At 30.3% G+C, this 26484-nt stretch carries 31 protein-coding genes and 1 tRNA gene; 5 read left to right on the forward strand and 27 right to left on the reverse strand.

Annotation, left to right across the window (positions count from 1 at the left end):
- Positions 1 to 29: 29 nt before the first annotated feature.
- Positions 30 to 105, reverse strand: a tRNA-Thr gene (locus EQM05_RS15450).
- A gap of 384 nt (positions 106 to 489) precedes the next feature.
- On the opposite strand from EQM05_RS15450, the gene hsp18 reads away from it, so the two are divergent.
- Positions 490 to 939 (forward strand): heat shock protein Hsp18, encoded by a 450-nt coding sequence (gene hsp18 / locus EQM05_RS15455; protein WP_128750958.1) that lies wholly within the window; start codon positions 490 to 492, stop codon positions 937 to 939.
- 60 nt (positions 940 to 999) lie between these two features.
- Here the strand turns inward: hsp18 and EQM05_RS15460 are convergent, their stop codons facing one another.
- The 13 genes from EQM05_RS15460 to EQM05_RS15520 form a co-directional block, all read right to left on the reverse strand.
- Positions 1000 to 2334 (reverse strand): replicative DNA helicase, encoded by a 1335-nt coding sequence (locus EQM05_RS15460; protein ID WP_128750959.1) that lies wholly within the window; start codon positions 2332 to 2334, stop codon positions 1000 to 1002.
- A 48-nt stretch (positions 2335 to 2382) separates the two neighbouring features.
- Positions 2383 to 4269, reverse strand: a complete 1887-nt coding sequence (gene lonC / locus EQM05_RS15465) for a Lon family ATP-dependent protease (protein WP_128750960.1) — start codon at positions 4267 to 4269, stop codon at positions 2383 to 2385.
- Between the two features lie 13 nt (positions 4270 to 4282).
- Positions 4283 to 4726, reverse strand: coding sequence for a 50S ribosomal protein L9 (gene rplI / locus EQM05_RS15470; protein WP_128750961.1), 444 nt, complete (start codon positions 4724 to 4726; stop codon positions 4283 to 4285).
- 1 nt (position 4727) lies between these two features.
- A complete protein-coding gene (locus EQM05_RS15475; protein ID WP_128750962.1) occupies positions 4728 to 6716 on the reverse strand; it encodes a DHH family phosphoesterase in 1989 nt (662 codons plus the stop codon).
- 14 nt (positions 6717 to 6730) lie between these two features.
- Complete coding sequence (locus EQM05_RS15480) at positions 6731 to 7723, reverse strand: YybS family protein (protein ID WP_128750963.1); 993 nt, start codon at positions 7721 to 7723, stop codon at positions 6731 to 6733.
- 11 nt (positions 7724 to 7734) lie between these two features.
- Complete coding sequence (locus tag EQM05_RS15485) at positions 7735 to 8052, reverse strand: MazG-like family protein (protein WP_128750964.1); 318 nt, start codon at positions 8050 to 8052, stop codon at positions 7735 to 7737.
- A 248-nt stretch (positions 8053 to 8300) separates the two neighbouring features.
- Positions 8301 to 9554, reverse strand: a complete 1254-nt coding sequence (locus tag EQM05_RS16320) for a transposase (protein WP_128748581.1) — start codon at positions 9552 to 9554, stop codon at positions 8301 to 8303.
- A 351-nt stretch (positions 9555 to 9905) separates the two neighbouring features.
- Complete coding sequence (rpsR, locus tag EQM05_RS15495) at positions 9906 to 10163, reverse strand: 30S ribosomal protein S18 (protein WP_128750965.1); 258 nt, start codon at positions 10161 to 10163, stop codon at positions 9906 to 9908.
- Positions 10164 to 10183: 20 nt separating this feature from the next.
- Positions 10184 to 10633, reverse strand: a complete 450-nt coding sequence (gene ssb, locus EQM05_RS15500) for a single-stranded DNA-binding protein (protein ID WP_128750966.1) — start codon at positions 10631 to 10633, stop codon at positions 10184 to 10186.
- A 12-nt stretch (positions 10634 to 10645) separates the two neighbouring features.
- Entirely contained in the window at positions 10646 to 10933 is a 288-nt protein-coding gene (gene rpsF / locus EQM05_RS15505; RefSeq protein WP_128750967.1) for a 30S ribosomal protein S6, read from the reverse strand.
- Between the two features lie 95 nt (positions 10934 to 11028).
- Entirely contained in the window at positions 11029 to 11235 is a 207-nt protein-coding gene (locus tag EQM05_RS15510; protein WP_128750968.1) for a DUF951 domain-containing protein, read from the reverse strand.
- A 22-nt stretch (positions 11236 to 11257) separates the two neighbouring features.
- On the reverse strand, positions 11258 to 12142 hold the full coding sequence (locus EQM05_RS15515) for a mechanosensitive ion channel family protein (protein WP_128750969.1): 885 nt from the start codon (positions 12140 to 12142) through the stop codon (positions 11258 to 11260).
- Positions 12143 to 12165: 23 nt separating this feature from the next.
- Positions 12166 to 12414: a DUF3343 domain-containing protein gene (locus EQM05_RS15520; protein ID WP_128750970.1), complete on the reverse strand. Its 249-nt coding sequence runs from the start codon at positions 12412 to 12414 to the stop codon at positions 12166 to 12168.
- A 157-nt stretch (positions 12415 to 12571) separates the two neighbouring features.
- On the opposite strand from EQM05_RS15520, the gene EQM05_RS15525 reads away from it, so the two are divergent.
- The 4 genes from EQM05_RS15525 (at position 12572) to yyaC (ending at position 16142) form a co-directional block, all read left to right on the forward strand.
- Positions 12572 to 13228, forward strand: a complete 657-nt coding sequence (locus tag EQM05_RS15525) for a LysE family transporter (RefSeq protein WP_128750971.1) — start codon at positions 12572 to 12574, stop codon at positions 13226 to 13228.
- Between the two features lie 12 nt (positions 13229 to 13240).
- Positions 13241 to 14392: an aminotransferase class V-fold PLP-dependent enzyme gene (locus EQM05_RS15530; RefSeq protein WP_128750972.1), complete on the forward strand. Its 1152-nt coding sequence runs from the start codon at positions 13241 to 13243 to the stop codon at positions 14390 to 14392.
- Positions 14393 to 14399: 7 nt separating this feature from the next.
- Positions 14400 to 15455, forward strand: coding sequence for a sporulation integral membrane protein YtvI (gene ytvI, locus EQM05_RS15535; protein ID WP_128750973.1), 1056 nt, complete (start codon positions 14400 to 14402; stop codon positions 15453 to 15455).
- Between the two features lie 72 nt (positions 15456 to 15527).
- Positions 15528 to 16142 (forward strand): spore protease YyaC, encoded by a 615-nt coding sequence (gene yyaC / locus EQM05_RS15540; RefSeq protein WP_128750974.1) that lies wholly within the window; start codon positions 15528 to 15530, stop codon positions 16140 to 16142.
- 6 nt (positions 16143 to 16148) lie between these two features.
- Here yyaC and EQM05_RS15545 read toward each other — a convergent pair whose 3' ends face one another.
- From EQM05_RS15545 to rpmH, 13 genes are all read right to left on the reverse strand, one after another.
- Positions 16149 to 16403: a YkuS family protein gene (locus tag EQM05_RS15545; protein WP_128750975.1), complete on the reverse strand. Its 255-nt coding sequence runs from the start codon at positions 16401 to 16403 to the stop codon at positions 16149 to 16151.
- Positions 16404 to 16458: 55 nt separating this feature from the next.
- A complete protein-coding gene (locus tag EQM05_RS15550; protein ID WP_128750976.1) occupies positions 16459 to 16956 on the reverse strand; it encodes a DUF4446 family protein in 498 nt (165 codons plus the stop codon).
- Positions 16957 to 16999: 43 nt separating this feature from the next.
- The gene (locus EQM05_RS15555; protein WP_243108085.1) at positions 17000 to 17872 is read right to left on the reverse strand and encodes a ParB/RepB/Spo0J family partition protein; all 873 of its coding nucleotides are present in this window, start codon (positions 17870 to 17872) and stop codon (positions 17000 to 17002) included.
- A 14-nt stretch (positions 17873 to 17886) separates the two neighbouring features.
- Positions 17887 to 18651 carry a ParA family protein gene (locus EQM05_RS15560; RefSeq protein WP_128750978.1) on the reverse strand — a complete coding sequence of 255 codons (765 nt, stop codon included), beginning with the start codon at positions 18649 to 18651 and terminating at the stop codon, positions 17887 to 17889.
- 182 nt (positions 18652 to 18833) lie between these two features.
- Entirely contained in the window at positions 18834 to 19613 is a 780-nt protein-coding gene (gene noc, locus EQM05_RS15565; RefSeq protein ID WP_128750979.1) for a nucleoid occlusion protein, read from the reverse strand.
- 89 nt (positions 19614 to 19702) lie between these two features.
- Positions 19703 to 20422 (reverse strand): 16S rRNA (guanine(527)-N(7))-methyltransferase RsmG, encoded by a 720-nt coding sequence (gene rsmG / locus EQM05_RS15570; protein ID WP_128750980.1) that lies wholly within the window; start codon positions 20420 to 20422, stop codon positions 19703 to 19705.
- A gap of 11 nt (positions 20423 to 20433) precedes the next feature.
- On the reverse strand, positions 20434 to 22326 hold the full coding sequence (gene mnmG, locus EQM05_RS15575; protein WP_128750981.1) for a tRNA uridine-5-carboxymethylaminomethyl(34) synthesis enzyme MnmG: 1893 nt from the start codon (positions 22324 to 22326) through the stop codon (positions 20434 to 20436).
- Between the two features lie 10 nt (positions 22327 to 22336).
- The gene (mnmE, locus tag EQM05_RS15580; protein WP_128750982.1) at positions 22337 to 23716 is read right to left on the reverse strand and encodes a tRNA uridine-5-carboxymethylaminomethyl(34) synthesis GTPase MnmE; all 1380 of its coding nucleotides are present in this window, start codon (positions 23714 to 23716) and stop codon (positions 22337 to 22339) included.
- A 51-nt stretch (positions 23717 to 23767) separates the two neighbouring features.
- On the reverse strand, positions 23768 to 24394 hold the full coding sequence (jag, locus tag EQM05_RS15585) for an RNA-binding cell elongation regulator Jag/EloR (RefSeq protein WP_128750983.1): 627 nt from the start codon (positions 24392 to 24394) through the stop codon (positions 23768 to 23770).
- A 15-nt stretch (positions 24395 to 24409) separates the two neighbouring features.
- Positions 24410 to 25081, reverse strand: coding sequence for a membrane protein insertase YidC (locus EQM05_RS15590; RefSeq protein WP_128750984.1), 672 nt, complete (start codon positions 25079 to 25081; stop codon positions 24410 to 24412).
- 31 nt (positions 25082 to 25112) lie between these two features.
- On the reverse strand, positions 25113 to 25322 hold the full coding sequence (gene yidD / locus EQM05_RS15595; protein WP_128750985.1) for a membrane protein insertion efficiency factor YidD: 210 nt from the start codon (positions 25320 to 25322) through the stop codon (positions 25113 to 25115).
- Positions 25322 to 25654 (reverse strand): ribonuclease P protein component, encoded by a 333-nt coding sequence (rnpA, locus tag EQM05_RS15600; protein WP_128750986.1) that lies wholly within the window; start codon positions 25652 to 25654, stop codon positions 25322 to 25324. Before rnpA ends, yidD begins: the two co-directional genes overlap by 1 nt.
- Before the next feature lie 50 nt (positions 25655 to 25704).
- The gene (gene rpmH / locus EQM05_RS15605) at positions 25705 to 25839 is read right to left on the reverse strand and encodes a 50S ribosomal protein L34 (protein ID WP_040214767.1); all 135 of its coding nucleotides are present in this window, start codon (positions 25837 to 25839) and stop codon (positions 25705 to 25707) included.
- Positions 25840 to 26484: the final 645 nt, after the last annotated feature.

The raw sequence follows: 26484 nt of genomic DNA on the forward strand, positions 1-26484 counted from the left end.
AGTTTGAATCCTTTCACTTGCTTATTTATTGGTGCTCCCGGCAGGATTCGAACCTGTGGCCTACTGATTACGAATCAGTTGCGCTACCAGCTGCGCTACGGGAGCATGACTATTCTTACCAAAATATCCATAACTAAGACAATAAATCAATATATTATTTACTCTTTTATAAGATTTACCTCTTAATTATATTCCCTAAACATATGAAATTCAAGCCTTAAGTGAAAAGTTGAAAAGTGAACATGACTTGTATTAATTGAAATAATAAAAATCCTCTTTATTTTCCAGTTTATTATTAAATAAATTGTTTAGAATAATTTATAGCATAGTATCATATTTTATCTTCATCTTTCGTCTAATATCTTCTTCCTATAGACTTTGACTTTCTTTGACCTTTATATTACTATGTATATGTAATAAAGATAAAGATAAAAAGAACTTAAAAATCTTTATCAAAACAAAATATATGATTTATGGGAGGTTATATATATGTTTGATTTAGTACCTTTTAGAAGAAATAATAATTCATTATCAAGAGGTGATTATTTTGATGAGTTTATGAATAACTTCTTTGGCGATGATTTTCTAGCTCCTGTAGGTTTTACAGGTATGGGTAATGGTTTTAAGGTAGATTTAAAGGAAAATGAAGATTCTTATATGATTGAAGCTGATTTACCTGGAGTAAATAAAGATTCAATAAATGTTGAATATAAAGATAATTATTTAACAGTTGGTTCAAAACGTGAAGATAACTTCGAAGATAACAAAGATAATTATCTTAGACGTGAAAGAAGATATGGAGAATTTAAGAGATGTTTTTATATAGATAATGTTAAGGAAGACCAAATAAAAGCATCATTTAAAGATGGAGTATTAAAAATCAATCTGCCAAAATCTGAACCAGGAGTTAATAAATCCAGAAAGATTAATATTGAATAATCATCTTGTAAAAACAAAATCCTTGTATATTATTTTACAGGGATTTTGTTTTGCAATAAATTAATCTCTATGAATTACATCTAAATTGCCAAATTTACTGAACTGACCAAGCCAAGCCAGCTTTACTACGCCTGTTGGACCGTTTCTTTGTTTTGCAATTATACATTCAGCCACATTTTTTTCTTCTGTTTCCTTGTTGTAATACTCATCTCTGTATAAGAACATTACTATATCCGCGTCCTGTTCTATAGATCCTGACTCTCTTAAATCTGAAAGCATTGGTCTATGATCAGTTCTCTGTTCTGGAGCACGAGACAGCTGTGAAAGTGCAATTATTGGGCAATTCATTTCCTTTGCCAGCGCTTTTATGGATCTTGATATTTCAGAAACCTCCTGCTGTCTGCTTTCAGAGCCCCTGGTACCTGACATAAGCTGTAGATAATCTATTACTATCATATCAATACCATATTCTATTTTTAATCTTCTGCACTTTGACCTCATTTCCATAATATTTATACCTGGAGTATCATCGATATAAATTTTAGCTCCACCTAGAGGGCCTGAGGCCTTAGCTATATTTTCCCAATCCCTATCATCCAGATCTCCTGTTCTAAGCTTTAACATATCTACATTTGCCTCAGCGCATAGAAGTTTATAGGCTAATTGTTCTTTTGACATTTCCAAAGAAAATACAGCCACACTTTTCCCGGCTCTTAATGCTGCATTTTCTACAAGATTTAACGCAAAGGTTGTTTTACCCATTGAAGGTCTTGCTGCAACTAGTATCATATCTGACTTTTGAAAACCTGATGTTTTAGCATCTAATTCTGTAAAACCTGATGGAATTCCAGTTGTTTCGCCTTTGTTATTAAAAAGTCTTTCTATTTCAGCAAAACCTCTCTCAAGAACAGTACTCATTGGCTCAAAATCAGAAGTACTTCTATTATCTGCAATATTGAATATTTTTTTCTCTGCAAAGTCAAGTACAGAAGCTACATCATCCTGCTTGTTATAGCTGTTATTTATTATTTCTGATGAGGACCTGATGAGCTTTCTGAGAATTGACTTATCCTTAACAATTTTAATATATTCCTGAACATTTGCAGTGGTTATAATAGATGTATAAAGTCCACTTATATATGTAACTCCCCCTACTCCTTCTAACAAATTTTTTGATTGAAGATTTTCGGAAAGTGTAACCATATCAACAGCTATATCTTTTTGATAAAGTTCCTTTATTGTACTAAAAAGTATTTTATGAGCATCTTTATAAAAATCATCTTCTGACAAACTCTCAACTGCCTGAGCTATAGAAGTTTTATCTGCAATCATTGCACCTAATACACTCTGCTCTGCTTCAATATTATGGGGCATACTTTTAAGCGGTGAATCCATTTACAGCACTTCCTATCAACTAGGAAACTAGCTTTTTAGCACATAATGCTAAAAAACTAGTTTCATTAATTCTTCTATATTTCCCACGCACTTAACTTCAATATCATTAAGACCATGAGGAATCTCTTTTTCATTATCATTAGGAATAATAACAAGCTTTATTCCTTTTCTTCTGGCACCATATATTTTTTCAAATATTCCGCCTACTGGTTTAATATTTCCTCTAAGTGATATTTCTCCTGTTACAGCTATATCCTGCTTTATTGGCTTGTTCAATAGTGCACTTATAATACATACTGTAATTGCAGCACCTGCTGATGGTCCGTCAATTTTACCGCCGCCTATTACATTTACATGAATATCATAGTCATTTATATCTTTATCTGTTATTTTTCTAATAACAGATGCGGCATTAAAAACTGAATCCTTTGCCATACTCCCGGCGGTATCGTTAAATCTCACTGTTCCCTTTCCCTTTGACTTTGCCTCAAAAACTGCAGCTTCAATTTCTATTGTAGAACCAATATAGCCGCTGACACCTAGTCCATATATATGTCCTATTTCAAATGGCTTATCATTATTAATATTTTCAAGCTGCACCAATCTGCTTATACCAATTACTTTATCTAAATCTTCCATAGTAATCTTATTAATCTCGCCGCTATCATTATTATTAAGTGCAAAACCATAAACATCGGATAATATATTAACAGCTTTTCTTCCTTCAATAGTATACCTGCTGATAGCTTCGGAAACTCCGGCCTCTAATTCAATATTAAGTTTCTGTGCTGCATTTTTTACTATTTTTTCTATATCCTTAGCTGAAAGAGGCTCAAAGTAAACCTCTGTACATCTGGATCTTAATGCAGGACTAATTTCATGAGGCTCTTTGGTAGTTGCTCCAATTAATATAAAATCTGCAGGAGCTCCATTTTCAAACAAATATTTAATATATTTAGGTGTATTCTCGTCCTCAGGATCATAGTATGAAGATGAAAACTCTACTCTTTTATCTTCTAAAACCTTTAATAATTTATTTTGAAGTATTTCATCTAATTCACCTATTTCATCAATAAATAAAACTCCGCCATGGGCATCCGTAACCAATCCTGGTTTTGGCTCTGGTATGCCAATTTCCGCCAGATCCCTTTTACTTCCCTGATATATAGGATCATGGACTGAACCTAATAATGGATTGGTTATCTCCCTTGGATCCCATCTAATGGTAGTTCCATCAACTTCAACAAACTTTGCTGTTTTAGAAAATGGAGTATGCTTACGTTTCTTTGCCTCTTCTAAAGCCAGTCTGGCTGCTGTTGTTTTTCCTACTCCAGGTGGACCATATAAAATTATATGTTGTGGATAAGGTGATGCTATCTTTGAAATAAGTGCCTTTATTGCCCTTTCTTGTCCAACAATTTCATCGAAACTTTCTGGTCTAAGCAATGTTTGGACATTTCTAGATAGTTTTTTTGAATCCATAACCTTTAATTGAGCATACTTTTTTAGAGTTTTTGAGTTTTCAGGACCTTTTCGCTTTTTTATAACGCTAAGTCTGATTTCCTCCATATACTTATCCTGCTTTTCAATTAGCAGTCTCTCAACTTGGGATTCTATTTTATTTTGTACATATCGTTTTGCCAAAGCCTCGGATATCCATTTATTTGTATCATCAATAGCTGCATATAATTCTTTTTTACCTGGAACAATTTCTAAACCCTTGCCGTCACTTATTATTTTATTTATTCCATATATTCTGTCGCAGGCATCATCACTTTTTATAAATCTTTGCAGCTTATATTTTGTAATTCTCGCCTTTAAAGTGGATTCTTTTATTAAATTTTTTACAATTTCATACATAATGCTTATTTGTGTGTCTAATGGCACTGTATCAGGAATGTCCTTTCCTATAAAATCAGTATACTGTGATTTCAAAGTTATCCTCCTTTTATAATTCTGTGATAACCACTTTCACTTTAGTAGAAATTTCAGGATAGAGCTTTATTTCTACATCATAACTACCAAGTTGCCTTATGGTTTCTACAACAATTTTTTTCTTATCAATTTTTAGATTATATTGTTTATTCAATTCTTCTGAAATATCTTTACCAGTAATTGATCCAAAAAGTCTGCCATTCTCCCCGCATTTTACTGATAACTTTATTTCCTTACCTTTAATTTTCTCTGCTAATTTTTGAGCTGCTTCAACTTCTGCTAACTTTTTTCTTCTTTCAGCTTCATTTTTATTATTTAATATGTGCATATTTACTTCGTTTGCTTCTTCAGCCAGCTTTCTAGGAAATAAGAAATTTCTGGCATAACCATCTGAAGCATTTACAACTTGACCTTTCTTTCCAACATTTTTAACATCTTTTAATAATATAACTTTCATATTATTCACCTTCCCTTAAGTATTTCTCTATAGCTTGTTTTAGTAATTCAATAGCTTCTTCAAGCTTTTTATCTGAAATTTTTGTACCAGCCATAGTCATGTGCCCTCCACCGCCAAGTGTTTCCAGTATTATCTGCACATTAATATCACCAAGGGATCTTCCACTTATATATATATCCTCTCCTATTGTAACAAAAACAAATGAAGCTTGAATACCTGTAATATTTAGTAGCTCATCCGCAGCTTGTGCAGCCAATACAGTATCTTCTATTTCTGGTGGACATACTGCAATTGCAATATTGTTTTTAACTACAGCTGATTTTATTATATCAGCTCTTTTTAAATATGTGTCAAGATCATCTGAAAAAAGTTTTTTAACATCTATAGTATCAGCACCTAGTTTTCTCAAAAATGATGCTGCTTCAAATGTTCTTACACCAGTTTTAAAATAAAAATTTTTCGTATCTACGCATATTCCCGCCAGCAGTGCTTCCGCTTCTACAGGCTTTAGCTTTGGCTTTTCCAGCATATATTGAATCATTTCTGTAACTAATTCACAGGTTGAAGATGCATATGGTTCTATATAGCTTAATAATGCTCCTTCTAAATAATCTGTTGATTTTCTGTGGTGATCTATTATCACCAGCTTTTTAAATGATTCAACTAACTCCAGATTTTGAACATATCCTTTGTTGTGAACGTCTAAAACTATGAGTAAGCTATTGTCGTCTTTAGTTTCCATGCATTTTTTACTATCAATAAAGGCAGAATCATAATCAGCTTCACTTTTTAATTTATCCATCATTCCCTTTATACTATTATTAGTACCATCTAAAACTATATAACATTCTTTATTTAACGCTTTTATTGTACTATAAATACCTACTGCTGCCCCTAAGCAATCTATATCAGGATTAATATGGCCATGTATATACACATTACTGCTTTCATTTATCAGATCAACTAAGGCATGAGCAATAACCCTGGATCTCACTTTAGTCCTTTTCTCTATTTCTCTTGTCTTTCCTCCATAAAAATCAAGTTTTTCACCGCTCTTTACTATAGCCTGGTCTCCACCCCTGCCAAGTGCCAGTTCTTTTGCAGAAACTGCGTAACTTTCGTTATTGAATGGATTACCTCCGTTTCTGCCAACACCAACACTAAGTGTTACAGTAAGTTTATTTCCCATACTGATTTCTCTCATACTGTCTAATATTTCAAATCTTTTTTTCATTTCTTCTTCAACATATTTGTTTTGTAATGTCAAAACATATTTATTTGAAGAATATTTTTTTACCATAGCATTTAAACCTTGGGCATAACTATTAATTGTTCTTTCTATTTCTGCAATTAATAATGGTTTTTTGTCTTCCTCAGTACTTTTTATAACTTCATCTAAATTATCAACTTCAATCAGCATAACTGCCTCCTTATTTGACTCTACGCTGTTAATTAAGTTAAATACATCTGTAACATCATAAAAGTAAAGGAGCATAATTTTATCATTAAGATTTTTATAATCTCCAAGATCTATTAAATTTGTATATATATTAAAGTACTTTTCGTTTAATTTAACATATTTAAATACAGTTTTTTTCCCATCCATAGCTAATTTTAAGTTAAAGTCTTTCAATACATCATTTATATTAGATTCAAATATATCGCTTCCATCTAATATAGATGATAAATTTTGATTATACCACAATATATTTCCTTTGTTACCTATTATAATTAATGGAAATGGAAGCTTTACTAATGTGTTCCTTGTAGCTAAATCAAGCTTTGAAGAAAAATCCTCTATGAACTTTTTCCATTCATATTTTTTTTGTTTTGTATTTTTTACGTTATATAATACAAGCAGTCCATATAAAGCAATTGCTATTCCTCCAATATATATATGTCCATATAAAAACAATATAAATATTAATACAGCTATGGACACCATATATATTTTATTCTCAGTTATAAAATAATTGTATTTATTATCCATTACTAAGCCCCCAGCTATTCTAATTTTCCTCGTCTTAAAGGGTCTAATTTTCTAAAATCCATAATAATATCGGCTAGTCCTGCGTACATATAAATTACCGAAAATGGCTGTTGTAAAACTGTAAAAATTATTATAAAAACTACAACTGCCTTGGATATATTAAATTTTCTTCTAAGAAAAAAGGTTAATAGTGAGATACCGTCAAGTATAAGTGCAATCTGAAGTAATACCTGCGAGGTAGTTACTATATATTCATAGCCGGATATTTTATATTTAGACAGCACTATACCTAGTAGCAAAAGGGTCACTAATACTACTCCTATTCTGCTGTTTAAATATATTTCCGTAAAAGGCCTCATTTCTTTCATATTAAATCTAAACTTTTTTAATATCATGCTGGTAATCTTATAGCTAAGAAATGCTGATACTAATCCACCAATTATTAAAAATGAAGGTATAAGATGCATCACAAATTCTGGTGTAAATAATTTCATAGTATCTTGTAAAGGTTTTATCTGCTCAGCAGTTATCCCAAAATTTTTGTAAATTTTAATTGCTGAATCCATCGACTCATTCAGCATTTTTAAGCCTGCAGTAATAAAACCCATTAATCCTCTTTTATCAATAAAGTTTAAATAAACTGTGTAATCAATAACAGTACCTAATGCTGAAGCTGCAGAAAGTAAAATAATTGTAATACCAGCTTTCATGTCTTTTTTTATACAATATCCTAATGTCAGCCCAGTTAATCCAAATACTACTGCAGATGTAAGACCTCTTATAGGATCATATGTTAATCCAACTAATATGCCGCTGACCAATACTGCTGACAACGATACTTTAAAATTATGCCTTAAATATAATACTGTTACAGGTATGGGAAGCAGAAAAGTGCCAAATATCGAGAACCCTGGAACGTAAACATTTATCAGTGCTAATACAACAATTAATGCAGAAATTAATCCCGCTTCTACTATGGATTTAGTTTTAAGACTTCTGTTATCCATTACTTCCTCCGTTATTCTCTTTCCTTAATGTGAGTATATAATCTAGTTAAATCCTTGCTTTCTTTTTCAATTTCATCCTGTTCAATTATTCCTGTCTTTAACTTCTTTTTTATTTGATCATCTACAGCTGCATAAGAATATCCTAATCTGTCACTTAAAACATATAGTATTATTATTGCCCCGGAAATACATTCCAAAATAGCATCATGAGCTACATTACTTCCCCGAGTTAACAATTTAAAAAAGTCTGCAATTATGCTTAATAATTCCGCCTTTAAATCCTCTATTATTTTGATGTTATACATTATATTCAAGTTATCTTTATTCACTAAAATTCATCCCCTTTTATGCCTATATTTCTATTTTAGTTATCTTTATACATTTATGCAACAATACTTGTTCCTTTTCAGAGATTTCGCATCTAAATTCCAGTAAAAGATTTACTTTTACTGGAATTGTATTTTATTGTACTTTCTTACATGGCTGGTAAATCAACAGACCGATATGTCGAAAAAATAGTTATAATTACCCTTACCCTAAGAAATTTTAATAATCGATTTCCAATTTTATTTTTATATTAAGTCTTTTTAAATATTGGATTATTCCAGTTGTCATCTATAGTAAATCTTTCATCTTTTATATCTTCAATAATATCTATTTGAAGCATCCGTTTCTTTCTAAAACCTCTGATACATCTAAAAAAATATAACTGCATCAGATTAAACGCTATAATTATAAACATCAGTACTGTCTCTACGCCCGTAGGGCTATGAAGAAAGCAATGATCTAAATGCCATTCTGTTTTAAGCTGATGAAAGGCATTATTTTCTATATCCCACCTCTTGTGCATTATCTTCCACAAGGTTTCTACTGAGGCAAATTTGTCTGTTGTTATAATCCAGCCTTCTTTAATTTCTACCTTATCTCCAGTATGAATTTCTTCTATAAACCTTATAAATCTAACTTTGATAGTCGGATCTGATATTTCAAAATTATCTTCATCCCAAGCTTTAATTTTGGTATAGTCTTTACTTCCCTGCTTTACAATCCATTTCTTATCAGCCTCACGGCGCTTAAATAGAGCTAATGCATCCTTTACAATGAGAAGACGCTCATCTTTAACTCTTACTACTGCATTCATTCCTATTGAAAGGACTTCTTTTATCCAAGTAGATTTACAATATAAAGCATCAGCTACTATAATATCGGCAAAATGGTGATATTTACGATATAATTTTTTTATTAATCTTATACCTCCGGTGATTTCACCTTCATCTTTATTCGAACTATCTTTCTTAGGTTCAAGCATTTCTTGTCCTAAAATAACATGGGGATCCGAACCTACGGTAGTACAAACTACAGATCTGTGGAAATGACGAGTAGTGCCATCCTTATTCTTTCGTGAAAGACATTTGTCACAAAATTTTTTAGCACTTTCAAATAATTCTACACCATCTACAGCAACTACCTTTAAGCCATCTATGGTACCATTTCTAAATATCTTATTTTTTATCGTAGTTCTAATTATACTATCATGAATATTTTTCAAACCATTCAAATCAAAATCACTTAAGCAGCGCCTAACGGCATCAATGTGAATCATTTTAGTGTTTTTAGGTAATACTTTTTTAAATTTACCTTTTTTAAGCCAATGCTCTAACCTGTTGAAACTTCTTATTTGAAGCATAAATCCAAACAAAACTACAAAGGTGATTGTTGAAATTTTTACTAGAGATTTTATCTTTTTATCCTCTAAGGTATTGATTTTTTCACCTATATCGTATACTTTATTAATATAGGTGAGCATTTGTTTTAAATAACTTTTATTCATCTTAAGGCATCCTTTCTATTGTGTTGTGCAAAACTATTATAAAAAGGATGCTTTTATTATGCAAATTTTTTTTATAATTTCCAGTAGAAATCGGATTTTACAATGTTTTTATTAAATACTAGCAAATCAATATAAATCAGCGGGCTGCGCCCTAAAACTTTTTTAGGTGCTAAACTTCTGGTTCCTTTTTATAAATAGGGTATATACATATAAGTTATAGATAAAATTATATTTATTGATATTCTTATTATTGCCATAGTAATATATTTTTCAAACATATTAACAGTAGTTAATTAGTAAGCTTTTTCATAAAAAAAGTTCCTACTTTTGTAGGAACTTTTAACTTCAGAACTATTCTGTTGTAAATGGCAATAATGCTATATTTCTTGCTCTCTTTACAGCCTCAGTAAGCATTCTCTGATGTTTTGCGCAATTTCCAGAAATTCTTCTTGGAAGAATCTTGCCTCTTTCAGTAACATACTTTCTGATTTTGTTTATATCTTTATAATCTATAGATTCAGCTTTATCAACGCAAAAAGCACAGACTTTTTTCTTAGCCCTTCTCATTCTTGCTGAACCTCTTTTATTATTTCTTTCTTCTCTAGCCATTTTTATCCCTCCTTACCAAATTAAAATGGTATATCTCCATCATCTACAGGGGTTATATCTTCTCCGCCCATATCCTTTGAAAATCCACCTTGTTGACTTTCATAATTAGAATTACTTTTTCCATAATCCTGATTCATGCCTCTGTTTCCATTTCCCCATTCAAGGAATTGTACTTCATCAGCAACTACTTCTGTGACATATCTTCTTGTACCATCTTTAGCGTCATAGCTTCTGGTCTGAATTCTTCCGCTTACACCCATAAGTTTTCCCTTATTCATGTAATTTGCAGTAGATTCAGCCTGCTTCCCCCATACTACTATGGGAATGAAATCCGCTTCCCTGGTACCGTCTTTAGAAGGCATCCTTCTATCGACTGCTAATGTTAAGGTGGTAACAGCTGTTCCTGAACCTGGAGTAAACCTCAGCTCTGGGTCTTTAGTTAATCTTCCAATTAAAACAACTTTATTCAATTAAAACACCACCTATTTTTCATTTTTTATTATAATATGTCTTATAACTGAATCTGTAATTCTAAAAACTCTGTCTAATTCTTTTGGTAATTCTGGATTAGCACTAAAGTTTATTAATGTATAATATCCTTCATTTACTTTGTTAATTTCATAAGCAAGCTTTCTCTTGCCCCATGAATCAACATTTTCAACTACTCCGCCACCATTTTCTATTACACCTTTGAATTTTTCAACGCCAGCCTTTACAGCTTCCTCGTCTAATGATGGATGTAGTATAAATATAGTTTCATATTTTCTCATTAGATTCACCTCCTCCCTATGGACTAACGGCTGTGAATTATATTCACAGCAGGGCCATACTTGTATAGTTTACTACTACATTTAAATAAATGCAACTATTTTTCTTCAACTGAAGTGTTTTGTTTAATGAACTTTTTTATACTTTTTTCAAATTTACTCCTCTGAAGCATTATTATTCTTCCGCAGCCACAGCATTTTACTTTTATATCCGCGCCAAGCCTGATTATCTCCCATTTATTTTCCCCGCAGGGATGTCCCTTTTTCATTTCTACTATATCTCCAAGATGTAAATCTTTTGGCATTTTTATCTTCCTTTCACTAAAATTATATTTGAGTATTTATTACCTCTACTCTCTTATAAGCCATTTTTATTTTTGATTCATCAAGTCTGTTTTTTATATCTCTTCTTAACTTCATTTCAATATCCCATTGCATCATAGGCTTTACCTTTGCAAATACTTTTACTGATATTCCGTCTTCAGAAATTTCGGATATGCCTAGTACCCTTGGCCCTTCTACCACATTATTATTTTTATTCTTAAATTTTTCACATTCATCGGTAATTACTTCTATTGCCTTATCAATATTTTCATCATATGAAATATTAATATCTAATAATACCCGCATATTACCTCTTGAATGATTAGTTACCATCTTTATTATTCCATTCGGTATTATGTGTAAATCCCCATTAAAATCCCTGATTTTGGTTACCCTTAATTCTATTCCTTCTACTATACCGTCTTTACCTTCTATGCTTACGTAATCACCTACGGAAAATTGGTCTTCAAACAATATGAAAAATCCATTTATAATATCTTTAATTAGATTTTGTCCCCCCAGGCCTATTGCTACTCCTCCCAGTCCTGCAAATATTGAGCCTATTTTACCAAAAACTATTTCTATTATTGCAAAAATACCAAAAAAGTATACCGAATACCTCAAAACACTTTTTAATACTGCTCCCAGGGTTTTAGCTTTTCTATCATCTAATGAAAATTTCAGCTTTTTCTGCTTGCTTATAAACCTGTTAATAATTCCATTTCCTATCTTTATGCTTGCATACATTAAAATTAATATTATTATTACTTTCAGGAATTTTTCAAAAGTATTATATATGCTTTCTTTGCTTATAGTAAAATTAGCTATTTTTATGCCAGATTCATTATATGTAATTTCTAAAATGTTTAAAATAACTGATTTAATCATGTACTCTCCTTTATTACATAAAATTAATTTATTTCAATGTAATTATTATTTTCCTTATAATACATTGCCTTTATTTCTAATTGTTTATGTTCAACTAATGATATTACTCTTTCTTTTTCATTTTCTTTAAATATGATGCTTATTCCACAGCTTCTGGTTATCATAGTTGGAGTTGGCATAACACTGCAGATTATTTTATTGACCTTTAAAACTTCTTCAGCTTTTATTGCCTGATGTGTATTTTGAAAAGTTATTATATAGTATTTGTCCATTAATATCACCTTTCTAAATTTTATGCTTACAAAAATTGTAATTTGTTAATTATTACATATACAAGTGGATTATTTTAGATTATAATTAAATGAGTGTTCTATTATGTACTTATTTCCTTATATATTATATCAAATTTATTAATGTTTGGAGTTAATTATGGATAAGTTTGTTGATATTTTAAAAGCTATTCTAACTGGTTGTTTTACAGGTTTTATTATTTCAATTCCTTTAGGACCAGCTGGACTTGAATCTGTAAAAAGGACTATATCTAAGGGATATAAGGAAGGCTTTTCTGTATCCATTGGTGCACTTAGTGCAGATGTAGCTTACCTATTGCTTATAAATGGAGGCCTTGCCAACCTTCTTTCTAAAAGTAAAAAAACAGAGGCATTATTTTGGATATTCTCTGGTCTTATTTTATCTGTAATTGGATATTTTCAGATAAAATCTAAAGATAGTGATGAAAGATTTAAGTTGAATATTTTAACGAAATTTAATATAAAATCCATGCCTTTTTTAACTGGTTTTATAATTACTTTTTCAAATCCAATGACACCTTCCTTATGGCTGGCTCTTAGCGGAACTGTTATAAGAGCATGGTATCATGTTGGATTAGTATTTTATTATACTTTTATTATTTCTATTATTGCCGGCATGGTTGCATGGTTTGCAATACTTAATTATTTAGCCCTGAAAGGTTTTAAAATTTTAAATCCTGACCTTTCTAAGGGGGCATCTAATGTTTTGAAGTTTTCAATCTTTATTATTGGTATAGTTTTTGTGGTATTTGGTATAATTAAGTTTATTATTTAGGAGGTATTCCAATTGAAACTATATTTAGATAACGCTGCTACATCATATCCTAAGCCATCTGAAGTTTATAATTCAGTTATGAATTATATGATAAATATAGGTGCTAATCCAGGAAGAGGTGCAGCTTCAAATGTACTTATTGGTGATAGGACAATATATAAATGCAGAGAAGCTTTAGCTGATTTTTTTAATTTTAAAGCTACAGAAAATATTATTTTTACTTCTAACATTACAATGTCATTGAATATTTTACTAAAGACAACTATAAAGGAAGGATGGCATATTATCACTACTTCAATGGAGCACAACTCCGTATTGAGACCTCTGCAGCGCATGAGATCTTTAATGAATATTGAAGTTGATATAATAAACTGCGGTTTAAATGGGGTTGTTAATGTTAATGATATAAAGGATAAAATTAAATCTAATACAAAGATTATTGTTATGTCTCAATCTTCAAATATTATTGGAAGTATACAGCCATTAAAAAAAATAGGAAAATTGTGCAGGGATAATAATATTTACTTTATTATAGATTCTGCTCAAAGTGCAGGTTGCATACCAATTGATTTTTTAGAACTTAATTGCAATGCTATAGCTTTTACGGCTCACAAGTCACTTTTAGGTCCACAGGGAGTAGGCGGATTCATAATTGATGATGTTTTGAATTCCGAAGCAACATCATTCATTGAGGGTGGAACAGGCAGTTTATCAGAAAGTATTACCCAGCCTGATTTTTTACCGGACAAATTTGAAAGCGGAACTCTAAATGCTCCTGGAATTGCCGGACTATTAAGCGGCATAGAGTTTATTAATAGAGAAGGAATTAATTCTATTAGAGAAAAGGAAGAATACTTATCACAACAGTTTATAAATGGACTTTTAAATATAGATTCTATAAAATTATATGGCGATACTGATGCAGGTAAAAGGACTTCTGCAATTTCAGTTAATTCATCAAAAATAAGTAATTCTGAATTTAGTTTTATTTTAGATAATGAATTTGGGATTGTTACACGTTCAGGCTTACACTGTGCTCCCCTTGCCCATAAAACCATTGGCACCTTTCCACAGGGTACTATACGTTTTAGTTTTGGATATTTTAATGACATTAAAGATGTTAATTATACTTTAAGTGCAATTAATTCCATTATTGGGAGGTAATAGTACCATGGAAGATCTAATTAAAAAATTAGATAAAATAGTAATTTTCTTTATTATTTATTCCTTAATATTTTTTATTTTTTTTGGCACTTTGAGTTATACGCTTCCATTTGTTCTGGCATTACTTTTTGCTTTTTTTTTAAGAATACCAACAGAATACCTCATTAAGAAGTTCAAGATGAAGAATTCTTTAGCAAGTTTGATTTCTACTTTGGTTTTCTTTGCAATATTAATTTCTGCACTTTCTTTTGGAATAGTAGCTATAACTCAGGAAGTTACACAACTTGGCAAAAGCACTCAAAATTATTTATCAAAAAATTCCAATCAAATTTATAATTTTGTTGAAAACCTGAAAAAGTATTATAGCAACTTGGATCCTGCAATATCAAACACCCTTGAAAAAAACTTTACAGGGGCTATATCTAAAATTTCCAATATGACTGTAACATTAACAGGTAAAATTATTTCTTTTGTTATTAATTTTCTAAGTTATGTTCCTTATATTATAATGGTTATTTTATTTACACTCCTTTCTACGTATTTCTTTACAAAAGATATGACCTCTGCCAAAGAAAAATTTAGAAGTTTAATTCCCAATGATAAGTCAGATAAATTGATTTATATTTTTAATGAGGCAAAAAGAATGCTTGGCAACTATTTATTGTCATACATGCTGATAATATCAATTACATTTATTGAAACCTTAATTGTATTTTTAATTTTTAGAGTTAAATATGCAGTTATCTTAAGCATAATTTGTGCCATTGCGGATATTCTGCCGGTTCTTGGAATAGGGACAATTTATATACCTTTATCCATTTTTTACTTTTTTATAGTAAAAAATTATTTTACAGCATTTGGTATCTTAATTTCATATATTTTAGTTTCTATTATTCGACAAATTATTGAACCAAAAATCGTTTCATCCTCACTTGGAATCCACCCTGTTGCCGTTCTAGCTGCTCTATTTATAGGATTAAAAGCTAGTGGAATTTCAGGAATGTTCTTCTGTATATTTTTAGTTGTCTTTTTTAACATATTAAAAAGTGTTAAAATATTATAATTATGCTTTATATATTTTTATGATTAAACTTTAACTATATTGGTTAGACTTACTATTAGGATGGTGATTCATATGGATGAAAAAGTGATTATTGATCCTAAAAATAAGGATTCCATTGGTTTAATTAGAGATAACATATATAGTGAGATATTTCCAATATTCAAATCCGGCAGAGATATTTCCGTTATTTGTATTGGTAGTGATAGGTCTACAGGAGACAGTCTTGGACCACTGATTGGAGAAAAACTTAAATTTTTAAATAGAGAACACTTTTCTATTTACGGGAATCTTCAATATCCTGTTCATGCTAAAAACATATTGGACACTTTAGATAATATTAATAAACTTAATAACAACCCATTCATTATTGCAGTTGATGCCTGCCTTGGAAGCTTAGAGCATGTTGGAAGTGTAATTTTGAAAAAAAGCCCCTTATTACCAGGAGCAGCTGTAAATAAAAACTTACCACCAGTGGGTAATCTAAGTATAACAGGCGTAGTTAACATTTCAGGTACTATGGAATTTATGGTTCTGCAAAATACCAGATTGTATAATGTAATGCAGCTGGCTGATTTAATTTCAAATGGTATTTATCATAGCATATTAAAAACATATGGTGGAAGAAAATATTCAATTCATGAATTAGATGTATTAAAAAGATATAAAAATCAAATTGAAGCTCAATAATACATTTTAGAACAATGAACTATATACTCTGTTATTTAAAATGTACTCTATTTCATCGATATTTTTACTTCCGCTATCAATTATCAAAGTTCCTTCTGTTCTTACATTGCTTTGCATATTTACATTTTGTAGTCCTCCATTTTTTATATTGCAAATTATTGCATCACATGGAGAACTACTATTCTCTTCTACAACTGTATAACCTCTTTTTCTTAATTCACTACTTATACTTTTTAATTCTTTACTTACATATATAATCATAAATAAAACCTCCTTTAGGTAACTTTCCCTTAAAGGAGGTTTTCTATACAATAATTTATTTTGACATTGCATCCAGAAGAACTTGTTTCTCTTCCTGTGATAATTCGTATCTTGATAGTCCCTCATCTATTGGTTTTGCATATGTAGTACTTTCATTTCTTCCATAAATACCTGTTAAAATAAAACCATTATTTTTCGAATCTAATATTGCTATTGAAAAGCTTAAATCACTTCCTACGTCTTCAAATGCCCTATATCTTATTAATGATACCTTTTGTATGCAATTTTCTACTTTTTGATTTAAACTTTTATATAATTCCTTCACATCTTCTGTATCTTCTTTTACTTTATCTATATTATCAAAATATTTTAGTATTAATTCTTCGATGTTCTTATTGTCTGTTCCTCTCATGAACTTTTTATACTTTCTTTCTAATTTTCCTAGTGCATTGAAAAGTATTATTATCATTAGTATCATGATTATTACAACTATTACAAGTGCTAATATTAAATATGGTTGAAAGTTATTAAATGTTTTGATTAAATTGTCCATGCTTTACACCTTCCTGATATTGTTTCACGTGAAACATATTCATTTATATATTTAATGTTTCAATTATTCTCTGTAAATCTTCAGTGGAATAATATTCAATTTCAATTTTACCTTTATTATTATTATGTTTTAATGTAACTTTAGTTCCAAAATAATTCTCGAGTTTACCCCTGAGTTCATTAATAAAAGGGTTGTTTTCTATAATTACATCTTTATTTTTTTTAATATTTTTATTCACATTTGTTTTTTTTACAAGGCTCTCAGTTTCTCTAACACTTAATCCTTCATCGATTATTTTCTGTGCTATTTCAAACTGGTATTCTTTATTTTCCAGACCAAGAATAGCTCTTCCATGTCCTTCGCTGATTACACCTTCGATTATATAGCTTTGGACCTTTTCATCTAAATTTAATAACCTCATACAATTAGTAATGGCAGTTCTGGATTTTCCAATCTTTATACTCAATTCTTCCTGAGTGAAAGAAAAATCTTCTATTAATCTTTTATATGCCTGAGCTTCTTCGATAGGATTAAGGTCCTGCCTTTGAATATTCTCAATTAATGATATTTCCAAAATTTCTTTTGTACTTCTATCCATCACTATAGCAGGAACTTCTTTTAACTTTGCCTGTTTAGCTGCTCTCCACCTTCTTTCTCCTGCAATAATAGTATATGTATTACCATCTTTTTGTAATATTAATGGCTGTAAAATACCATATTCTTTAATAGACTGTGAAAGTTGAGCTAATTGAGCCTCATCAAAGACTTTTCTTGGCTGCTTATCGTTTGCTTTAATTAAATTGATATCAATCAAATTAGAAGAAGGTTTTTCATTAGTATCAGTATTATTATCAATTTGTTCAGGGATTAATGCCCCAAGACCTTTTCCTAATCCAAATCTTTTGTTTGTGCTCACTATATCAACTCCATTCATTGTCTTTGAATAAATTCTTTAGTTAAATTTTCATATGCCAGTGCCCCTCTGCATTTACCATCGTACAGCATAATGGGTAAGCCGAAGCTTGGTGCTTCAGCTAATCTTATATTTCTAGGTATAGTTGTTTTATAAACTTTATCCTTAAAATATTTTTTTACCTCTGAAACAACTTCATTAGATAAATTTGTTCTACTATCATACATACTCATTATAACGCCTTCAACCTGTAAATTTTTATTGAGGGATTTTTTTACAAGATGAATTGTATTTACTAGTTGTCCCACTCCTTCTAAAGCGTAAAATTCACACTGTATAGGTATTAACACGCTATCAGATGCTGCCAAAGCATTTACTGTTAAAAAGCCAAGCGACGGAGGACAATCAATAAATATGAAATCAAATTCAGATTTCATATTTTGAATTTTATTTTTTAATATTGACTCTCTATTATTCTTTTCTATAAGCTCAACTTCAGCACCTGCCAATTCCATAGTGGAAGGTATTATAAAATAATTGCTGATTAGCTGGCTTTCAACAATAGCATCATCAATTTCTACATCATCATAGGCCATGACATCATAAATAGATGTTTCAATATTGTTTTTATCAAAACCTAATCCACTTGTTGTGTTACCTTGTGGATCTATATCAATTGAAAGGACTTTATATCCAGACATAGCTAAGTATGAACATAGATTAATGTTGGTAGTGGTTTTTCCAACTCCACCTTTTTGATTAAATATTGAAATTACTTTCAACTCCTCACCACCTTACGTTTGTAAAATATTTAAGCTTAAGTTCAACTATCATAATTATATATTTAACATGAATATAATTAAAGTGTTTTTATTAATTTAAATATATTTTTCCCGAAATATATGCAAAAAGCTTAACAGAAATAATACTGTTAAGCTTTTTGTTTCACGTGAAACATATTTAACTATTTTTTTGGTATGGTTACAGTTATCTGAATGCTGTCATCCATATCCTTAGATGAATATTGAACCTGCATTCCATATTTATCAAAAACTTGTTTAATTGTATTAATATAAACCCTAGGAGAAAAAATTCCCTTGATTTTATTCTTAGTTTCTTTAACAGTCCCAGATTTAGCTTTGGCAAGCTCTTTTTCAATTAGACTTTCCGTGTTTTTTACATTTAATGATTTTTTTATAACCTGATTAAGTACTTTAAGCTGCAAATCATATGAAGGTAATTTTAATAAAGCCCTGGCATGTCTTTCAGTAAGATTATTATCAAGGATCATCTTTCTCAAACCTTCATCTAATTTTAGGATTCTTAATTTATTAGCAATTGTAGACTGCTTTTTACCTATTGTTTCAGCTAATTGTTCCTGAGTATATGAGTGCTCTTTAATTAAATTATTATAAGCTTCAGCTTCTTCTATAAAATTTAAATTTTCCCTTTGCAGATTTTCTAGCAAAGCAATTGCTGCAGAATCTTTATCAGTAATATCAATAATTATTGCCGGAACCTCATTTAATCCAATTTTTTTGGCAGCACGCAGCCTTCTTTCACCAGCAACTAATTCGAATCTTCCTTCTCCCATTTTTCTTACAGACAATGGCTGTAAGATTCCATAAGCTTTTATAGACTGAGCTAGTTCATCAATAGCTTCATTATCAAAATATTTTCTTGGTTGATATATATTGGGGTAAATATCCTCAGTAGGTAAATAACAAATATTGTTTTGTTGCATATTAAACCATCCCTCTACATTTTCCTAATGTTAACAATTCTACATTTTCCCATAAATTCCTTCTTTTTTAAAATATTTTACATAAAGTTTTATTTTATAGGTTTCTTAGTAGCCATACCCGCTTTTCTAGGGTATTGTTTTGGAGTATGTTTTATTTTTTCAATTATAACTAAATTATGTTTAAGATCACTATCTTCAATATTCACTTCAATAATTTTTTCTAAACTGCCGCCAAGTACAGCAATTGCATTCCTAGAATCATTTATTTCATCTGCAACAGCTGGTCCTTTCATAGCAATAAATTTACCATTTAACTTTAAAAAAGGTAAACAATATTCACTAAGAGAAGTTAAATTTGCCACAGCCCTGGAAATTGAAAAATCAAAACGTTCCCTATAGTTAACATCCTGTCCAAAATCCTCTGCTCTTCCATGAACAGCAGTAATATTTTTCAAATTTAATTTATTTATTACCTCATTCAAAAAATTAACTCTCTTATTTAAAGAATCAAGCAATACTATTTTGTTTTCATTATTAATAATATTCATGGGTATACCTGGAAAACCAGCCCCTGTCCCAACGTCTATTATACTACATTTACTCTTCAAACTTTCATATTTAAAAATCTTTATGCAATCTATAAAATGCTTCTTTATAATTACATCATCCTCTGTAATTGCCGTTAAATTTACCCTCTCATTCCAAAGTTTTATCATATTCATGTACTCAATAAATTTATCGTATTTCTCACTATCAAAATTTACTTTAACATCTGAACATGCTAAACTTAACATTTCAAAATAATTCATACAATTTTCTCCTATTTATCAATTGTTCTGTCATTTCTATACTCATGCTCTAAATAAATCAATAGAACTGATACATCTGCAGGTGAAACTCCTGAGATTCTTGAAGCTTGACCAATGCTCATAGGTCTGATTTTACTTAATTTTTGAATTGCTTCTATTCTTAATCCCCTGACATTTTCATAGTTTATATCCTTGGGTATTAATTTAACCTCAAATTTTTTGAATTGACTAACCTGCTCAAGTTGCTTTTCTATGTATCCTTCATATTTTGATACAATATTTATTTCCTCAATCACATCATCAGATAACTGTGGTCTGTTGTTATCCAAGGCTGCTACCATTTCATAGTTAAGCTCAGGTCTCTTAATTAATTCATATAAACTAATAGGCTTTTTTATTTCTGATGAATTTAATTTCTTAAGAATTTCATTAACTTCATCTTTACCTGTAATTTGAAGCTTCTTTATTCTTTCTAATTCATTTTCAATTGAAGCTTTTCTTTTTAAGAACTTTTTGTATCTCTCTTCAGTTACTAAACCTACTTTATAACCTAATTCCGTAAGTCTTAAATCTGCATTATCTTGTCTTAATAATAATCTGTATTCAGCTCTGGAGGTCATCATTCTATATGGTTCATTTGTTCCTTTAGTTACTAAATCATCAATTAAAACTCCAATATAGCCATCTGATCTCTTTAAGATTAAAGCCTCTTCTCCTTTGCAAAGCTGAGCAGAGTTAATTCCTGCAATTATTCCCTGAGCAGCAGCTTCTTCATACCCTGAACTTCCATTGCTTTGACCGGCACTAAATAATCCACTGATGTTTTTAAATTCCAAAGAAAGTTTTAATTGAAGAGGATCAATACAATCATATTCAATTGCGTAACCATACCTTAAAATTTCAGCATTTTCTAGTCCAGGGACAGACCTGTACATCTTCATCTGAACATCCACAGGGAGGGAACTTGACATACCGCCTACATACAATTCCTCTGTACTTTCACCCTCTGGCTCAATAAACACCTGATGTCTTTCCTTATCAGGAAATCTCATTATTTTATCCTCAATTGAAGGACAATATCTAGGACCTATTCCAACAATAGTACCGCTGTATAATGGTGATCTGTTTATATTCTCTCTTATTATTTCTGCAGTATCGCAACTGGTATATGTAAGATAGCATGGTATCTGATCTCTATCTAACTTTCCAGACATAAAAGAAAAAGGTACTATTTTCTCATCGCCTGGCTGTTCAATCATTTTTGAAAAGTCAACAGATCTTCTATTTATTCTTGCAGGAGTACCGGTTTTAAATCTTCTTAACTGAATACCAAGTTTCTCTAAGCTGCCCGATAACTTATTTGCAGGGAATAGCCCACTAGGTCCGCTGCTGTAACTAATATCTCCTATTATTACTCTTCCTTTTAAATATGTTCCTGTAGCAAGTACTACAGCCTTTGTTGAATAATAGGTTCCAAGATTTGTGGTCACACCTTTTACCCTGCCATCTTCAACATCAATATCAACGACTTCCACCTGACGCAAATCTAAATTTTCCTGAAGCTCAATAACATGCTTCATCCTTTCTGAATATCTTCTTTTATCAGCTTGAGCACGTAGTGAATGAACAGCAGGTCCTTTTGATGTATTTAGCATTCTGGATTGCAAAAATGTATGGTCAATATTAACCCCCATTTCTCCGCCCAATGCATCTATTTCTCTTACCAAATGGCCTTTTGCAGTACCTCCTACATTAGGATTACATGGCATAAGACCTATACTATCTAAATTAATTGTACAAATTAATGTTTTACATCCCATTCTTGAAGCTGCTAAAGCAGCTTCACAGCCTGAGTGACCAGCACCAATTACAATAACATCATATTCACCAGATAAATATTTCATAGTGACATACCTACTTTCCTAAACAAAATTTCGAAAAAATCTTATCAATAATATTTTCCTCCAAGGTATCACCAGTAATTTCCCCAAGACTTAACCATGCATTTCTAATATCTATTGAAGCTAAATCAATTGCATCAGTATCTTTTAATGCCTTAAGAGCACTTAAACAACTTTCCTTAGCTTTAAAAACAGCTTCCTTATGTCTGGCATTAGTAATTAAAATATCCTTTGACTCTATTTTACCATTAAAAAATAAATCTTTAATACCTTGTTTTAAATTATCTATTCCCTCTCCAGAAGATGCAGATATTTTTATTATATATTCACTTTTAAAACCGCTGATCTCATCTAAGTTTAATTTTTGTTTTAAATCCTTTTTATTTAGTATAATTATACTTTTTTTATCCTTTATATAATTTATGATTTCTTTATCCTCTTCATCAATTTCTCTGCTTAAGTCAAGCATAAGTATTACTAGATCTGCTTCATTTATTTTTTCTATGGATTTCTCTACCCCAATCTTTTCAACCAAATCATTAGATTTTCTTATACCTGCAGTATCTACTATTTTGATAGGTATTCCATCAATATTGATAAATTCTTCAATTACATCTCTTGTGGTTCCAGGAATATCAGTTACAATAGCTCTGTTTTCGCTTAATAAAGCATTAAGCAAAGATGATTTGCCAACATTGGGCTTTCCAACTATTACAGTATTTAGACCATCTCTGATGATTTTACCCTGCTCTGCATTTTTTAATATTTCTTCAAGTGCTTCTATTATTTGTTTTAATTTAATGCTCACATTATGAGATGTTGCCTGTTCCATATCTTCTTCAGGATAATCTACAGTAGCTTCAATATGTGCAATTACCTCAAGCAGCTTTTCCCTGAGATTATTTATTTCATTAGACACCTTTCCCTGGGACTGCATTACGGCAGATTTCATAGAAAGATCTGTTTTAGCTCTTATTATGTCAATTACTGCTTCAGCTTCGCTCAAATCTATTCTTCCATTTAAAAATGCCCTTTTAGTAAATTCTCCAGGCTCAGCTATCCTGGCTCCAGCCTTAATAACCTCCATTAAAACTTTATTAGTTGCAGTAACCCCGCCATGACAATTAATTTCTACAACATCTTCTGCTGTAAAGCTTTTTGGTCCTTTCATATATGAAACAATAACTTCATCTAATATTTCATTTGTTTCTCTTTCAATTATATATCCATATCTCATGGTATATGTTTTCATATTATTAAGCCCTTTATTGTTCTTACCCCTAAAAATAGAATTTACAATCTTCAATGCCATACTGCCAGATACTCTTACAATAGCAATACCACCTTCACCCAGACTGGTTGATATAGCTGCAATTGTATCAAATTCCTTCATTCTCTCACCTCATTAAATCTAGAATTTATTTAATAAATAAAAAGAAAGCCTCTAGGCTTTCTTTAAATCAACAACTACTCTTCTATAAGGTTCTTCACCTTCACTATATGTCACAACTTTTGAATCCCCTTGTAATGCAGAATGTATAATTCTTCTTTCGTATGGATTCATAGGTTCAAGTTTTACACAGTTTCCAGTTCTACAAGCCTTTTCTGCGATTCTTCTAGCTAGTCTTTTTAGTGTCTCTTCTCTTTTAGCCCTATAGTTTTCAGTATCCAAAATTACTCTTTTGTACTCAAAATCGTGACCTTTATTTATTACAAGACTAACTAAATACTGTAAAGAATCTAAGGTCTCACCCCTGTATCCAATAAGTATTCCCATATTGGGCCCTGTTAAAGTAATTTTAATAACATCATTTTCTTCTTTTATCTTTATTTCAGCTTTAATGTTCATGTTATTTAAAATATCTCTTAAAAAAGTTTTTCCTTCATATAGATAATCCCTTTTTACTTTAACTCTTACTTTAGCCGGTCTTGTTCCAATTAAATTAAAAAAACCTTTATTACCTTCATCAAGAACTTCAACTTCCACCTTATCTTCTGTAACATTAAGTTCCTTCAATGCATTTTTAACAGCATCTTCAGTAGTTCTTCCAGTAATTTCAATTACCTTCATACCATAAGTCACCCCCTATGATTCACTAGCCTTTTTCTTATCCACTTTTTTCTTATCCATTTTTTTCATTACTACAGTTTGAGCAATTTGGATCAGATTATTTACAACCCAATATAAAACTAAAGCTGACTTTAAGCTCCAGCTCATTACAGTCATGAAAATAGACATACCTATATTCATTGTACTAGTTTGTTTTGCCTGAGCACTATCATTATTAACAGCCATCAAAGCACCTGATAAATAAGTAGTTAATCCAGATAATATGGCAAGAAACATATCCCTGCTAGCTAAATTTTTAATCCATAAAAAATGAACCCCATCTATACCGCTTATATTATTAAAAGCATAATAAAGAGCAATAAAAATTGGCCACTGAATTAATAATGGTAAGCATCCACTTAAAGGGTTTGCTCCCTTTTCTTTGTATAGCTTCATTATTTCTTCCTGGGACTTTTGGGGATTGTTTTTATACTTTTCCTGAAGTTTCTTTACTTCTGGCTGCATTTCACTCATAACTACAGATGATCTTGTTTGCTTTATATTTAATGGTAATAATATTATTCTTATTATAACTGTCATAAGAATGATAGCTAAGCCATAAGAATAATTCTTATCTGCAACGACTAAATTCACACTTCTTAATATAAAATTGAAAAATTGTACAAATGCATTATTTAAAGCCTGCAAAACTCAAACCTCCTGATATCTCCTGATATATTTATTTAACTGGGTCATAACCGCCCTTGGAAAAAGGATTACATCTTAATATCCTCCATATACTCATAAATATACCCCTAAAAGCACCATATTTTTCAATCGCTTCAATAGCATATTGTGAACATGTAGGATAATATTTACAACTTGGTCTTTTATATGGTGAAATGTATCTTCTATATATTTTAATAATAAAAATTAAAAGTCTTTTCATTAATTATATAGACCTGCCTTGTTTAAGAGATTTTTTAAAGCTTCCTGGATTTCAAAATAGCTTTTATCATTTGCCGCATTTCTAGCTATAAAAACTAAATCAAAACTTGTCTTCAAATTATTATTATTATTTCTATATGCCTCATTAATTAATCTTTTAATTCTATTCCTTGTTACACTTTTCCCAACTTTTTTACTAACTGATATACCTAATCTATTAACATCTTTCTTATTTTTATACACGTATAAAACTAATATTTTATTTGAAAAAGATTTTCCCTTACGGTACACTGCTCTAAATTCCGCGTTTTTTCTTATTTTGTATTTTTTCATACTTTATGCTCCTTTTTTGCAGTTACAGAAAAAGGCCACAAAAGCGGCCCTTATGCTGTCAATCTTTTTCTACCTTTTTGTCTTCTTCTCTTAAGAACATTTCTTCCTGATAAAGTAGACATTCTTTTTCTAAAACCATGCTCTCTTTTTCTCTGTTTCTTTTTTGGCTGGTAAGTCATAAACATAAGTTATTACACCCCCTTCTAAGTGTTTTTTCTATACAATATATATAGATAAAATTCAGAGGCTTAATTTCATTTTATTATTAATTTAGCCTTTTTTACAATTTACTATTAAATTATATATTTACAACTTGACAATGTCAAGAAAAAGCAATATGTAGATATATTTATTAACTTTTTGTGGATAACTTCTTGAATAGCTACTAATGTTTTGCTATTATTAATATTGACTTATAAATAATTGTGCATAAAAGTAAGTTATCAACAGCTGTGCATAACTTTGTGGATAACTTGTACAATTATTGTTCATTATATATAATTCTTGCCTTATTATTAACTAAAATACACTGCTCATAGGCAGTTGATATGTTAATATCTATTTTTTTGTTTTTGTTGATAAATTTATATTGCTAAAACTACCAACATAATTATTAACATGTGAATATAATAATTAACATTTGTCAATTATTAATAATATTTGTTGATAATATTGTTTATTATACATAATTTATAAAAAAATATTTTATTTATACACTTTGCAAAAGACATATTACATTATGCTTATTCAAAAATCGCTCTGGATTCGATATTTTATAAAGCACAATGTAATATTTTTAACACAGAGTATATAGAAATGGAGGATACAAA

The sequence above is a fragment of the Clostridium sp. JN-9 genome (assembly GCF_004103695.1).
GTDB lineage: Bacteria > Bacillota > Clostridia > Clostridiales > Clostridiaceae > JN-9.

What these genes read in the sequence shown, in the direction of transcription:
- hsp18 (WP_128750958.1), top strand. Translation starts at nt 490, where the DNA reads ATGTTTGATTTAGTACCTTTTAGAAGAAATAATAATTCATTATCAAGA.
- EQM05_RS15460 (WP_128750959.1), bottom strand. Translation starts at nt 2,334, where the DNA reads ATGGATTCACCGCTTAAAAGTATGCCCCATAATATTGAAGCAGAGCAG.
- rplI (WP_128750961.1), bottom strand. Translation starts at nt 4,726, where the DNA reads ATGAAAGTTATATTATTAAAAGATGTTAAAAATGTTGGAAAGAAAGGT.
- EQM05_RS15475 (WP_128750962.1), bottom strand. Translation starts at nt 6,716, where the DNA reads ATGGATAATAAATACAATTATTTTATAACTGAGAATAAAATATATATG.
- EQM05_RS15480 (WP_128750963.1), bottom strand. Translation starts at nt 7,723, where the DNA reads ATGGATAACAGAAGTCTTAAAACTAAATCCATAGTAGAAGCGGGATTA.
- EQM05_RS16320 (WP_128748581.1), bottom strand. Translation starts at nt 9,554, where the DNA reads ATGAATAAAAGTTATTTAAAACAAATGCTCACCTATATTAATAAAGTA.
- rpsR (WP_128750965.1), bottom strand. Translation starts at nt 10,163, where the DNA reads ATGGCTAGAGAAGAAAGAAATAATAAAAGAGGTTCAGCAAGAATGAGA.
- rpsF (WP_128750967.1), bottom strand. Translation starts at nt 10,933, where the DNA reads ATGAGAAAATATGAAACTATATTTATACTACATCCATCATTAGACGAG.
- EQM05_RS15510 (WP_128750968.1), bottom strand. Translation starts at nt 11,235, where the DNA reads ATGCCAAAAGATTTACATCTTGGAGATATAGTAGAAATGAAAAAGGGA.
- EQM05_RS15515 (WP_128750969.1), bottom strand. Translation starts at nt 12,142, where the DNA reads ATGATTAAATCAGTTATTTTAAACATTTTAGAAATTACATATAATGAA.
- EQM05_RS15520 (WP_128750970.1), bottom strand. Translation starts at nt 12,414, where the DNA reads ATGGACAAATACTATATAATAACTTTTCAAAATACACATCAGGCAATA.
- EQM05_RS15525 (WP_128750971.1), top strand. Translation starts at nt 12,572, where the DNA reads ATGGATAAGTTTGTTGATATTTTAAAAGCTATTCTAACTGGTTGTTTT.
- ytvI (WP_128750973.1), top strand. Translation starts at nt 14,400, where the DNA reads ATGGAAGATCTAATTAAAAAATTAGATAAAATAGTAATTTTCTTTATT.
- yyaC (WP_128750974.1), top strand. Translation starts at nt 15,528, where the DNA reads ATGGATGAAAAAGTGATTATTGATCCTAAAAATAAGGATTCCATTGGT.
- EQM05_RS15545 (WP_128750975.1), bottom strand. Translation starts at nt 16,403, where the DNA reads ATGATTATATATGTAAGTAAAGAATTAAAAAGTATAAGTAGTGAATTA.
- EQM05_RS15550 (WP_128750976.1), bottom strand. Translation starts at nt 16,956, where the DNA reads ATGGACAATTTAATCAAAACATTTAATAACTTTCAACCATATTTAATA.
- noc (WP_128750979.1), bottom strand. Translation starts at nt 19,613, where the DNA reads ATGCAACAAAACAATATTTGTTATTTACCTACTGAGGATATTTACCCC.
- rsmG (WP_128750980.1), bottom strand. Translation starts at nt 20,422, where the DNA reads ATGAATTATTTTGAAATGTTAAGTTTAGCATGTTCAGATGTTAAAGTA.
- mnmG (WP_128750981.1), bottom strand. Translation starts at nt 22,326, where the DNA reads ATGAAATATTTATCTGGTGAATATGATGTTATTGTAATTGGTGCTGGT.
- mnmE (WP_128750982.1), bottom strand. Translation starts at nt 23,716, where the DNA reads ATGAAGGAATTTGATACAATTGCAGCTATATCAACCAGTCTGGGTGAA.
- jag (WP_128750983.1), bottom strand. Translation starts at nt 24,394, where the DNA reads ATGAAGGTAATTGAAATTACTGGAAGAACTACTGAAGATGCTGTTAAA.
- yidD (WP_128750985.1), bottom strand. Translation starts at nt 25,322, where the DNA reads ATGAAAAGACTTTTAATTTTTATTATTAAAATATATAGAAGATACATT.
- rnpA (WP_128750986.1), bottom strand. Translation starts at nt 25,654, where the DNA reads ATGAAAAAATACAAAATAAGAAAAAACGCGGAATTTAGAGCAGTGTAC.
- rpmH (WP_040214767.1), bottom strand. Translation starts at nt 25,839, where the DNA reads ATGTTTATGACTTACCAGCCAAAAAAGAAACAGAGAAAAAGAGAGCAT.